This is a genomic window from Streptomyces sp. TSRI0107 (assembly GCF_001905845.1).
GTDB lineage: Bacteria > Actinomycetota > Actinomycetes > Streptomycetales > Streptomycetaceae > Streptomyces.
This window is the reverse complement of record NZ_LIVZ01000003.1, coordinates 574339-586675: the sequence shown is the minus strand read 5'-3', so window position 1 is coordinate 586675 and position 12337 is coordinate 574339. Positions and strand designations below refer to the sequence as shown.

General features: G+C 75.8%; 7 protein-coding genes. 5 read left to right on the top strand and 2 right to left on the bottom strand.

Translation table 11 applies throughout. The annotated features are described in order from the left end of the window. Positions 1-74: 74 nt before the first annotated feature. Positions 75-710 carry a TetR/AcrR family transcriptional regulator gene (locus tag AMK31_RS09580; protein WP_073939956.1) on the bottom strand — a complete coding sequence of 212 codons (636 nt, stop codon included), beginning with the start codon at positions 708-710 and terminating at the stop codon, positions 75-77. Positions 711-1002: 292 nt separating this feature from the next. Here AMK31_RS09580 and AMK31_RS09575 point away from each other — a divergent pair, with 292 nt between their 5' ends. Continuing rightward, on the top strand, positions 1003-2970 hold the full coding sequence (locus AMK31_RS09575) for an ATP-binding protein (protein ID WP_143204224.1): 1968 nt from the start codon (positions 1003-1005) through the stop codon (positions 2968-2970). A 243-nt stretch (positions 2971-3213) separates the two neighbouring features. Here AMK31_RS09575 and AMK31_RS09570 read toward each other — a convergent pair whose 3' ends face one another. Next, positions 3214-6573 (bottom strand): CHAT domain-containing protein, encoded by a 3360-nt coding sequence (locus tag AMK31_RS09570; protein WP_073939954.1) that lies wholly within the window; start codon positions 6571-6573, stop codon positions 3214-3216. 248 nt (positions 6574-6821) lie between these two features. On the opposite strand from AMK31_RS09570, the gene AMK31_RS09565 reads away from it, so the two are divergent. The 4 genes from AMK31_RS09565 (at position 6822) to AMK31_RS09550 (ending at position 12319) form a co-directional block, all read left to right on the top strand. Continuing rightward, positions 6822-7364 carry a hypothetical protein gene (locus AMK31_RS09565; protein WP_241842597.1) on the top strand — a complete coding sequence of 181 codons (543 nt, stop codon included), beginning with the start codon at positions 6822-6824 and terminating at the stop codon, positions 7362-7364. A gap of 97 nt (positions 7365-7461) precedes the next feature. Further along, on the top strand, positions 7462-10830 hold the full coding sequence (locus tag AMK31_RS09560) for a CHAT domain-containing protein (RefSeq protein WP_241842596.1): 3369 nt from the start codon (positions 7462-7464) through the stop codon (positions 10828-10830). Then, a complete protein-coding gene (locus AMK31_RS09555; RefSeq protein ID WP_073939953.1) occupies positions 10827-11633 on the top strand; it encodes a hypothetical protein in 807 nt (268 codons plus the stop codon). The genes AMK31_RS09560 and AMK31_RS09555 overlap by 4 nt, the downstream gene beginning before the upstream one ends. Next, entirely contained in the window at positions 11630-12319 is a 690-nt protein-coding gene (locus tag AMK31_RS09550; RefSeq protein ID WP_241842595.1) for an RES family NAD+ phosphorylase, read from the top strand. The genes AMK31_RS09555 and AMK31_RS09550 overlap by 4 nt, the downstream gene beginning before the upstream one ends. The last annotated feature ends 18 nt before the right edge of the window (positions 12320-12337 follow it).

Sequence of the window (12337 nt, the reverse complement as noted above, 5' to 3'; positions counted from 1 at the left end):
GGCCGGTGCCGCGCGGTGCCGGTTCAGCCGCGGGCCCGGTTCAGGCGCGGGCCCGGTCCAGAGGCGGGCCCGGTTCAGCCGTGGGCGGGCAGCGGGCGGTGGGCGATGCCGTGGGCCTCGTCCGCCGGGACGCCGAGCATGCGCAGCATCAGCTCGGCCATGCTCCTGGCGGCCTCCTCGCTGTCGCGGAGCGGCTGGTGGAGGCGGAGGTCCAGCAGGGCCAGCAGACTGCCGCCCAGCGCGGAGAGGGCGATCGCGGAGTCGGTGACGGTGAAGCGGCCGGAGGCCTTGCCGGTCTCCAGGTCGCCGAGGGCGCGGGGGGACAGGCCGCGCTCGGAGTGGATGTGCCCGAGCCCGCGGTGGCGCAGCACGCGCATGATCTCCGGATGCGTGTCGGCCATCGCGGCGCTGAGGCGGACACCGAACGCGATCCGCTCGGCGGGGTCGTCGACGCCGGCCAGCCGTTCGTCGATCGTCCGCCCGTACTCGTCGAGGGCGTCGAGCACCGCCTCGTCGAAGAGGGCGGTCTTGGACTCGAAGTGGTTGTAGAAGGAGCCGAAGCCGACGTCCGCGCGATCGGCGATGGCCTGGATGCTCACGCTGGTGTCGCCGGTCTCGGCCAGGATCTGCCGGGCCGCGCTGATCAGGGCCTGCCGAGTCGCGGCGCGGCGGCGTTCGAACCGGTTGGCGGGCGGGGCTGACGTCGGCATACGCCGAGTCTAACCATCACCCACAGTCCTGATGGTTCCCTCAGAAGTCTTCCGCGGGCGGTGCCCGACCGGACCCGGCGGTGGGGTACCGGGTTGCGGGCCGGCCCGTACGTGCGGGTGTTCGGACGTTCGTCGTCCGGTGTGGTCCGGGGCCGGTGGGCGCTACCCGGTGCCCGGCGTCGCGTTGGGGTTGCCATGAGGCCTTTGCAGTGACGGTTCTGCAGTCCGCTGCGGCGACTGCGGCGGCGTCGGCAGGCGATCGCGCACCGAAACGGTTCGGGGAGTCAAGGACGTGTGGACAAGTGTCGGAGGGCCGGTGTTCCGGCCCGCGTCCGGGAACCGGACCTCGGACGCCCTCGTCGGCAGGGAGCGGGAGACGGCCCTGCTGCGCGAGTACCTCGCCGCTCACCGGCTGGTGACCGTCACCGGCATGGCGGGCGTGGGCAAGAGCCGCCTGGCCGCCGAAGTCGCGGCGTCCCGGCGGGACCGCCCGTGGCGGCGCACGGTCAGGGTGCGCTGGCAGGGCAGCGGACCGGGCGGGCCCGGAGCGCTCGGCGCGGCCCTCGCCCGGGCGGTGACCGGCAGGCGCAGGATCGACGCGGGGACCGATGTGATCGCGCTGGTCCGGGACCTGCACGCCGCCCCCGTCCTGCTGTTCCTGGACGACGTCGACCCCGTCCACGCCGAGTGCGTGGGCCTCGTGCAGCGGCTGCTGATGGCCGTACCGGATCTGCGCGTGCTCGTCACCGCCCGCCGCGTCCTCGGCCTCGGCGACGAGCGCGTGCTGCGGCTCGCCCCGCTGAGCTGCGAGGTGCCGGACGACCCGGGCGCCCCCGGCCCCGCCGTACGGCTGTTCGTCGAACGGGCCCGCGCCGCGGCACGGGGGTTCCACGCCGGGGACGAGCAGCTGCGCGCGGCGGCGGAGGTGTGCCGGCTGGTCGAGGGAGTGCCCCTCGCCATCGAACTGGCCGCCGCGCAGACGCCCCGGCTCCCGGTCGGCGAACTCGCCGGGCTGCTGCGGCGCGATCAGGGCTGGCTGAGCAGCCCGCACCCGACGCTGCGCAGACACCGCTCGCTGCGCGAGGCGATCGGCGCCGGATACGTGCTGTACGACCGGGCGGTGCGGATCGTGTGGGACCGGGCCAGCGTCTTCGTGGACTCCTTCGCCGAGTCCACCGCCGTCTTCCTGTGCGCCGGCGCGGGTGTCCGGGCCGACCAGGTGCCCGCGTGCCTGGCCCAGCTGACGGCGGTGGGCATCCTGGAACCGGTGGGCGGCACCGGCGGAGCGCTCCAGCCCCGCTACCGGATGACGCGGGCCGCCCGGGAGTTCGGCGCCGAACGGCTGCGGGAGGCGGGCGAGCTGCCCGTGGCCGCCGAACGGCACCTCGCGCACTGCCGGCGCGCGGCCGCCGTCGCGGAGAACCTGTGGCACGGCGGCAGCCAGCGGCAGGCCGTCCAGGTCGCCCGCGACGAACACGCCGAGATCGGCGCGGCGGTGCGGTACGCCGTCGCCCACCCCGAGTACGCGCACGGCGCCCTGGAGGCCGTCGTCGGCCTGTGGTTCTGGTGGGCGGTGTACGACAGCGCCGAGGAGGGCCGCCGGCACATCACCCACCTGCTGCCGCTGTGCGAACCGGACAGCCCCGTGGCGGTGCGCGCGCTGTGGCTCGCGGCATGGCTGACCGCGGCCACCGACCCACTGGAGGCCCGCACCCTGCTGGGCCGCGCCTGGCCGGCCGCCGTGCTGGCCGGGGACGACGCCACCCTCGGCCGCATCGCCCATGTGCAGGGCCTCCTGGCCCTGCACGAGCACGACGCCCCGGCCGCCGCCGCGCACTTCCAGCAGGCCGCGGACGGCATCCCCTACGGTGCCCCCGGCGGCCCCTCCCCGGCCGTCAGCCGGGCCGCCGCGGCCGTGGCCCAGGCGGCGTTCGCCCCCGGCGCCGCCCGCCGCAGCGCCCGGCGCGCCCTGGCCGACCCGGACGTCCGGGACGACACCTGGGCCTGCCTCCTGGCGCGGTACGCCCAGGCCGTCGTGGACCAGCGGGACGGCCACCGCGGACGCGCCTGGCACCGGGCCCGCCGCGCGCTGGGCGGCCTGCCCGCCGGACCGCCGTCCCCGCAGGTGGTCGCCGCGCTACGGCAACTGGTCGCCGACATCGAGTCCGGGGCGCCGGCGGGGCACGGCCGGCCGCCCACGCCGGCACCGCCCGCGGACGGGCACCGGCCGCTGCTCACCGCCGGCCCGGCGACTCGCTGACGCGGCGGGGTGGTGCGAGCGGCGCGGCAGGGCGGTGCGAGCGGCGCGGCGGGGTGGTGCGAGCGGCGCGGCCGGCCGCTCGACCGTGAACCGGCGCCGCGCGGGGCGGACCGGTGCCGCGTGAGACGGACAGGTCCCGTGGGCGCGCGGCCCGCGTTCACGCGCTCGACCGTGAACCGGCGCCCCGTGAGACGGACCGGTGCCGCGCGAGGCGGACCGCTCCCGTGGACGCGCGGCCCGCGTTCACCGCCTCCCCGGCGTGGCCGGACCCGGATGGCCCTGGTGGATGAACGCGGCCCAGGCGGCCGGATGGTCCAGGGTGGGGCCCTTGCGCAGTTCGTCGAGGAGCCGGCCGTCGAGTGAACCCGGGTTCTCGCGGCGCGGGTTCAGCATCCACGCCTGCGCGGCCCTGAGCGCGTCGACCGGGCTCCGGCCCTCGACGGTCAGGTAGTGGTGGAAGACGGCCATCATCAGCGCCGCCGCCGAGTCGGCGGTGGCCCACCGCGAGCCGACCACGTCGCGCGCGCCGCGCGCCACGAAGGCGGTCGTCAGGGTCAGTGCCTCGTCGTGGTCACGGTGGGTCAGATCGGTCTCGCAGGCACTGAGCACGACCAACGGGCCGTCGGTCCCGGTTCGTTCGCCGGCCGGCCGGGCGAGCAGCCGGGACACGGTCAGCAGGCCCGGATCCGTTCCCGCCGAGGAGACGTCGGGGGAGGCCAGTTGCAGCGAGGACTCCGTCGGGCTGACGCCCGCCGAGCCGTGGCACGCCAGGTGCAGCAGGGACGCGCCGCCGGTGAGCTCGTCGAGCAGATCGTCGGGCGTGCCGGGCCCCACCGGTTCGACCGGGGGCTCGAAGAAGTCGCCGTACAGCCGGGCCTCGGGGTACGGCCCCTGCCGCAGCGCCGTGACCTCCAGTTCGGCGTGGGTGAGGGTCATCGTCGGGTCCGCCACCAGGACGGCCGCGGCGCCCGGGACGCGCGGCGCGCGGCGGACGGTGTCGAGGAACTGCCTGCCGGACGCGGCGTAGCTGATCACCATGGCCTCGCAGACGTAGTCGTGCGGCGCCTCGGAGGGCAGCCGGGCCGCGTGCCACGGCACGATGCCGAGCCGCCCGCAGGGCACCAGCACCAGCCTGGGCGGGCCGGGACGGTCCTTGCGCCGGCCGTCGTCGGCGGCGAGCCGTTCCGCGATGCCCGTCATGACGGGGGCGATCACCGCGCCGGTCGCCCAGTCGCACAGCTCGGCGAGGGCCTGTTCCCACGCCTGGGCGACGCCCGCGTCCCGGGGCTGCCGCTGGCGCGCGCCCGCCGCGTCGAGGTAGCGCTCCAGCGGACCGCTGTGCTCACCGGACAGCAGCGGCAACGCGCGGACGCCGGTGCCGGTGTCCGGGCCCACCACGATCGCCATGCCGGGCGTGTCGCCCTGGCCGGCGAGCAGGTAGACCAGCGCGTCGGCGTCACCCGCCGCGACCCCGGCCTTGAGTTCTCCGACCGTGGGCGTGCGGAACAGCGCCCCGTCCGGATCCCGGTGCCCCAGCGCCTGGAGCGCGCGGCGGCGCAGCGAGCTGGGCAGTTCGCGGGGCAGTCCGTCGGCGGTGCCCGGCGCTCCCGCCTCCGCGTCCCGCCATGCCCGCGCGAGTTCGCAGTGCCCGCGGGCCTGGAGCAGTTCGGGCACCGCCCGCGAGGTGGCCGCCGCCTGCAGCACCAGGGCCCGGCCCAGCTCCAGCGCGGCCACGGCGTCCTCGACCCGTCCCTCGGCGGCCGCCCAGATCGCCGCCCGCACCCCGCGGTCGGCACCCGACCGGGCGGCCAGCAGGCCGTGGTCGGGGCCGGTCTGCAGGACGACGTCACCGGCGAGCGCCTGGAGCGCTTCCAGCGCCGCGTTCGTGGCCGCCGCCCGGTCCGAGGCGTCCCCGGTACGGCCCGACCGGGTCCGGTAGTTCTCCGCGAGCTGCCACAGCGCGTCGCCCGCGAGCTGCGGTGACCGGCCCTTGCGGACCTGCGCCCGGACCTGCTCCAGCTCGCCGATGGCGAAGTCCAGGTCGGCCGGGTCCCGGGTCACGGAGTGCCGGAGCGTCGCCGAGAGACCGGCGAGGTAACGGGTGTCCGTGGAGGCGTTCGCGGGCAGCGGCGTGGGCGCGGGCATCAGGTCGGGGGTCCCGCCGACCACGGCCCGGGAGGCCTGCAGAGCCTCCTGGACGGAGGTGAGAAGGCTCTCCGGCAGGCCGAGTTCCCGCACCGACGAGGCCGTCAGGGCCTCCTGCTGCCGGGCCAGGCCCCGCACCATGTTCTCGGTGTTCCCGGTGCGGTGGCCGAGCGTGGCGAGCGCGTTGCCGTGCGCCAGCAGCACCAGCGACCGGAAGGCGTGATCCTCCGGAGTGGTCCGCTCCAGTTCCGCGAGCTCGCCCACCAGCCGCAGCAGCTCGCGCTCGTCCTCGGCGTCCTCCGCCGCGCGCAGGGCGACCAGCAGGTTCATCGCCCGCAGCGGGACGGTGAGCTGGGCGGCGGCGGGATCGGCCTCCGCCAGCCGCGCGTAGTGCTCGCCGACGGACTCCCGGTGGGTCTCGGCGACGGCGCCGTCGATCCGGCTGCCCCCGAGCGGTTCGCCCGTCTGAAGCACCAGTCCGATGAGCTGCCGGATCTCGCCGGCCCGGTCATGACCGTCCGGCAGCCGGTCGAGGTCCCCGGCCAGCCGCTGGAGGAGCCGGCTGAGGGCTTCCGGATCGCCGTCGCGCATGGCTTCCGTGGTGCCGAGCAGCGCGGCGAGCCACGCCCCGGTGACGGTGTCGTCCCCCTCGGCCTCCGCCCCGGTACGCGCCCTCGGCTCCTGCCGCGGTCCGGAGTCCTCCGTGTTCGAAGTGGCCGGAGTGGCCGGGGTGTCCGGGGTGGCCGGGGTGGCCGGGGTGGCCGGGGTGTCCGGGGTGTCCGGAACGGACGGCATCAGGTTCAGCAGCATCCTCAGCTGCTCGGTGAACGGGAAGTCCGCGGGCAGCATCGACATCAGCGTCCCGGGGTCGGAGAAGTCGGCCCGCGACACGTACGACAGCACGTCCTGGATCTGCCGCACCTGGTCCCGGGCCTCCGGGGGCAACGGCAGCCCCTCCAGCTCGGCGGCCAGCGACGCGACCTTCGCCGCCTCGGCGGCCGGATCACCGTGCCTCGCACCCAGCGACTGGTCGAAGACGGACCAGAAGTCCGGTGCGGATCCCGGGCCGGAACCCGGCACCGCCAGCTCGTTCAGCGTCAGCAGGTACAGCGCCGCCCAGCGCCGCCCCTCCGCCGGCACCGCCTCCCCGGCGGGCGTCGCCGGGTCCCGCACCTCCTCGAGCAGACGTCTCGCCTCCTCGCGGTCCGCCGGTGTGCCCTGCCCGGTGGCGTGCCGCATGGCGAGCAGGGCCCCGAGCGACAGCGTGACCGTGCCGAGCAGCGCCCGGTCGTGGTCCAGCAGCAGCCGCAGCTGCCGGAGTTCGGCGGCCGTAGCGTCGAACTCCTCGGCGGTCACGGGTTCCTTGCCCACCCGGCGGATCAGCTCGGCACCTCGCGTGGTCGCCTCGGCGGCCCAGGCCCGCAGTCCCCGTACGCCGCCGCTCTCCTCGTCCCGCACCGTGCCTCCCCGCCTCGCCCGCCGCGCCGCGACGCCCCGGTCGCGCCCGTGGGCACATGATGCGGCGCGGCACCACCGGGCGCACCGGTTTCGGCCCAAGCGCCCGGGTGCCGACCGGGATTCGCCCGCCGGCCGCCCGGCTGGTCGGCGGCGGGGCGAACACCGGGCGACGTCCGGGCCGGGCATTCACCGGGCCCGGCCCGCGCTGCTTCCCTGGTCGTGCGGCGGAAACGAGGGATGGGGGCCGGGTGGACGTCGGTGTGGGGACCGCGACGCTGGTCGCGGTCGTCGGAGTGGTCGGAACGCTGCTGTCCGCGCTGCTGACCCAGCGCGCGGCGGACCGCGGCCGCCGGCGCGAGCAGCAACGCGCCGAGGAACTGTGGGAGCGGCGCAGCGAGGCGCTGGAGCTGCGGGCCTGCTATGTGGCGGTCAACACCGCCGCCCGGCACTATCTCGCCGCCCTCACCGACGTGTTGCACGCCCTGGGCCGTGAAACCGAGCTGCCGTCCGTACGGCAGCGGCTCACCGCCGCGCGCGACCAGCACCGCGAGGTGTACGCCGAGGCCCAGATGCGGCTGCCGGACCGGGTGCTCGGCCCGGCGGCCACCGTCAGCCACGAACTGGGCGCCCTGTACGGCATGGTGCGGCGGCTCGACGACGGGGTGCCGGGACCGGGGGACTCGCCGGCCGCCGTCCAGCGCGACATCGACGCCCTGTGGGAGCGGCTGCGGGAGATGCGCCGGGCGATGCGCGCCGACCTGGGCGCGGCGCGGTCGGATTCCGGGCGTTGAGCGGGAGAACCGGTGGAAGTCGCCCCCGGGCGCGCGGTGGATCGGCATAGTGGGGTGATCCAAAGGGCTGTCGAGGTCCCGGAGAGGCAGGGTGCCGGTGAGCCAGGAGGAGAGCGGCGGTGTCCAGGGCCTGCGCGCCTGGGCGACGGACGCGGCGGAGCGGGTACGGCGGCTGATGCCCGGCATGGGCGGCGCCACGCCGACGACGCGGGCGTACGACGCGTCCGTCACCGAACTCGACCAGCTGTCCCGGCTGCTGGACCACGACGCGGAGCTGCGCGGCGCGGTGGACGTCTGGCTGGCGGGCGCGCTGACCCTGCGGCACGCCGCCGGGGGCGGGACGCCCGCGGACCGGGAGCGGGCCGAGAAGCTGCTGCGCGAGGCACGTGACCCGGCCACTCCGCTCGGCGCGGCGGTGTCCGAGGAGGACCGCCGGTGGGCGGCGCTGTTCCTGATGACCCATGTCTCGCCGGTCCGGCCGCAGCCGGGCGCCCCCGGCGCCCCGCCCGACCTCACCGCGTTCCTGGACTGGCAGTCGCGTGTCGGCCTCGCCGGGATGATGGCCGCGGCGACGGAGATCCAGCGGCTGATGACGGAGGTGCTGGAGCTGCCGCTGCCACCGGAGCTTCTGGAGCACCTGCGCCGGTCGCTGGCGGTCCTGTCGGCTCCGTCCGGGCCCGGCCTGAGCGATCTGGTGGCGGGCATGATGCCCGCCGGTTCTCCGCACGCGGACGAGCTGCGGCGGATGATGGAGCGGATGTTCGGAGCGGGCGGCGGCACGCCCGGCACCGCTCCGGGCCCCGGCGCACGGCCGGAGCCGGAACCACAAGCCCGGCCGGAACCGGAACCCGAGCGGGAACCATCCCAGCCGGAACCAGAGCCGGAACCGGAACCCGAGCCGGAACCCGAACCGAAACCGGCCCTCACCGCCGACGACCTGCGCAACATGGTCGCCGCCCTGGACGCCGTCCACGCCACCACCTCCGGACTCGACGACGTTCTGAAGAGCGGCGACCCCCAGGCGCTCAACCACCTGCTCGGCAGGCTGCGTTCGGTGCAGGACCTGTCCCTGCCGGGTGCCGCGAACGCGACCTCCGCCCTGGAGAGCCTGCGGGCCCTGCTGCTCCACATCAGCCCGGGCGTCGGCGGCACCTACGCGGACTGGTCGGCCGGCCGCGACCACAGCGAGGCCATCGCCGGCCACATGGAGAAGATCGCCGGATCACTGCCCCCGCACGTCGGCGACCCCACCGTCCTGGGCCGCGCGCTGCCGCTGTACGCCCGCATCATGGCGGCCGGGGAGGCCGAGGACCTAGCGGCGCTCGAAGAGCTGGTGGAAGAGGCCGAAGCGCTGGGACGGTCGGTCCCCGAGGACGCTCCGCTGCGCTTCATGGCCGAGTGGACGCTCGGCGCGGCGTACGGCAGGCTCGGCGCGGTCACCCGGGACAAGGAGCACCTGCTGCGGTCCCTGTCGGCCATCGAGAAGGGCACGACCGGCGCCAAGGAGAGCGGTCTGCCCTTCGGTTCCGAGCTTCCGCTGCCCTACGCCCCCGACTTCGGCCTGATGCGCGCGGTGCTCACCGGCGAACAGCCGACCGCGGTACCCGATCACGAGCCCCCGCCCGCCGACGCCTCGACGGACACCCTCTACACCTCGGCACTCGCCCTGACCGTGCGTTACGCCCAGGCGCAGGACCCGGCGCTGCTCGACGCCGCGATCGACGAGCTGGAACGGGTGCGTGACGGGGTACGGGAGGGCCGGGCACCCCGGATCGCCGCCGAGGCGCTGTGGCACCTGGCCGAGGCGTACCACACGCGCCGCCTGCTCAGGGACGACCGCGAGGACGTCTCCGCCCTGGACACCGCCCTGGAGTCGCTGACCACGCTCGCCGCCGACGTGCTGCTCCAGTCCGGCGCGGAGCACGGGCTGATGGCCGCCCGCTCCGGGGCGAGCCGCGGACTGCTGGCCGCCCGGTGGGCGCTGTCGTACGGGCGGGTGCACGAGGCCGTCACCGCCCTGGAACTGGGCCGGGCCTTGGTGCTTCAGGCCGCGTCCACCTCCTCGGCCGTACCGGAACTGCTGGAGCGGGCCGGGCGTCCCGACCTGGCCGAGGCCTGGCGGGCGGCCTCCCGCGACAGCGGCACCGAGGCCGGGGGCGAGGTCCCCGGCATGCTGCCCAGCACCCTGCGCCGCCAGGCCCTCGACGCCCTCGGCTACCGGCGGGAGGGCGGCCTGCTCGGCACGCCCACGCTCGGCGACCTCGCCGACGGCGTCGAGGAGAGCGGCGCGGACGTCCTCGTCTACCTCGTCCCCGGCGAGCGCGACGACCCGGGCGTCGTCATCGCGGTGGGGCCGCGGATCGGCGTCGGCGTGGGCCCGCTGCCGCTGCTGTCCGGCACCGGGAGCGGCCCGCTGGAGACCTACCTCGACGCCACGGCGGCCCACCAGCGACACCCCCGCGACGCCGCGGCCACGCAGGCCTGGGAGGACGCCCTCGACGAGCTGTGCGACTGGGCGTTCCAGGTGCTCGGCCCCGTCCTCGGCGGCATCGAGCAGCGGCTGACGGCCGACGGGGAACGCGACGAAGGGCCGCTCAGAGCAGTCCTGGTGCCCTGCGGACGCCTCGGCATCGTCCCCTGGCACGCCGCGCGCTTCCCGCCCGACGCGCCCCACGACCACCTCTGCCGGACCACGGTCGTCAGCTACGCGGCCTCCGGCGGCCAGTTCCTGCGTACGGTGCGGCGCGCGCCGCGCGACCCGGCGGCGGCCCCCGTCCTGGTGGCCGACCCGAACATGGATCTGCTGCACGCCGAGATCGAGGTCATGGCCCTGCGCGACTCCTTCTACCCCGAATCACGGCTGTGCGGTGCGATCTACGAGGCCGACGACGACGAACTGGTCCCCGGCACGCCCGACGACCTCCTCGCCCTGCTCGCCGACGGCGCCTCGCTGCTGCACGTCGCCGCGCACGGCTCGGCGGGGACCCGCCCGACGGTCTCGGGTCTGCATCTCGCCGAGGGCGCCGGCCTGACGGTGACCCGGCTGCTCGACCGGGAGAACCCGGGGGCGGCGGCCGACGGCCCGCTGGTCGTGCTGAGTGCCTGCGAGACCGATCTGAGCACCCGCGACCACGACGAGGCGCTGACCCTCACCACGGCGTTCGTCGCCGGGGGCGCGCGGGACGTCGTCGGATCGCGATGGACGGCCAGGGACAGCGCGTCGGCCCTGCTGATGGCCGTGTTCCACCACCACCTCACCGTCGACCGGCTCAGCCCCGTCGACGCGCTGCGCGCCGCGCAGCTGTGGATGCTCGACCCCGAGCGGGAGAACCCGGGCTCCCTGCACGGCGAACTGCTGCGGCAGATGCGGCGGCCCGGGCTCGAACGGGTCGCGCTGTGGGCCCCGTTCATCCACCAGGGACATCCGGGCCCGGCCCGGACGACGACCGAAGGGAGGAAGGCGTGAACCAAGGGGACTCGGGTGCGGCGGAACGGCTGCTCGCCCTGATCGGCGAACACCGGGACAGCATCCGCGAGGCCATGGACGACGAGCAGCACCGGCTGCTGCTCACCCGGCTCACGGCACTCGCCGGAACACCGCCGGACGACGACAGAGCGGTCCGCAAGGCGCTCCAGGGCGTGCGCCTGGCGCTGCTGCCGCTGGCCCTCGACCACCCGGTGCGCGAGGAGATGGACTCGTCCCGGCTGGTCGCGGCACCGCCCGGACCGTCGGCCGTGGCGGGCGCGCGGGAACTGGTGACCTGGCTGGCACACCCGTCGGCGGCGCCCGAACCGACGCCCGGATCAACGCCCGAGCTTACGCCCGAACCGACGCCCGAGCCTGCGCTCGGATCAACGCCCGAACCGACGCCCGAACCTGCGCCAGAACCAACGCCCGAGCCAGCACCCGAACCAGCCACCGAGACCGACACCGGTCAGGACGAACTGCTCCGCGCGCCCGCCCTCTCCGCGGCCGAGGCGCGGGCCCGCTGCGGCGGCGCCCCGCCCGCCGAGCTGATCCGGCTGGCCGACCCCCGAGACGGCGACCGCTACCCGGAGTTCCAGTTCGGCGCGGCCGGCGGCAGCCCGTACGACGTCGTCCTGGAGGTCAACCGGCTGCTGCTCGCGGACATCGACCCGTGGGGCGCCGCCGCCTGGTGGCTCAGCGGCAACACCTGGCTGGGCGGAACCCCCGCACGGCTCCTCGGCCGGCTGCCCGACCACCGGCTGGTCGGCGCGGCCACCGCACTGGTGGAGGGCGAAGGATGAGCGACGTCTCGACCATGACCGGGTTCTTTCCCATGACGGAGCTGGTCCTGCGCCCGAACCGGGCGGTGATCCCGGCGGGTACCGAGCTGTGGCGGGTGCACAGGACCGAGTACGGGCCCGGCGAGTTCAACCCGCGACTCGCGGACATCCACTTCGAGGGAGGCCGCTTCGAGGGGACCGTGCTCGACCGGTACCACAGCCTGTACCTGGCCGAGAGCCCGCTGACCGCCCTCGCGGAGAGCGTCCTGCGCTCCCGGCCCTGGGAACCGGCGCACAGCGAGCAGCGGATCCCGTACGCGGTGGTCCGGGAGCGGTCGCTGAGCGTCCTGCGCACCCGGTGCGAGCTGACCCTGGCCTCCCTGGTGACCGGCCGGGACCTGGCCGCGGTCTGCCGGGACGCCACCCTGCTGGACGACGAGAGCAACTACGCCTGGACACGGCGCTGGTCGAGCGAGATCCGCGCCCAGGCACCGGACGTCATGGGCCTGGTCTGGGACTCCCGGCGCAACCGTGGCGAGCGCGCCCTGGTGCTCTTCCACGATCGCCTCACCCACGTCGACGGCGGCCCGCTGGAGGTGCTGCCCGACCGGGGAATCCCGGATCTCGCCTCGGAGGAGGGCATGAAACAGGCGGACGAGATCCTGGATCCGCTGCGCGCGAAGATCTCCAGGCCCGTGCGGCACTGAGGCCCGGGGGCCGCCCGC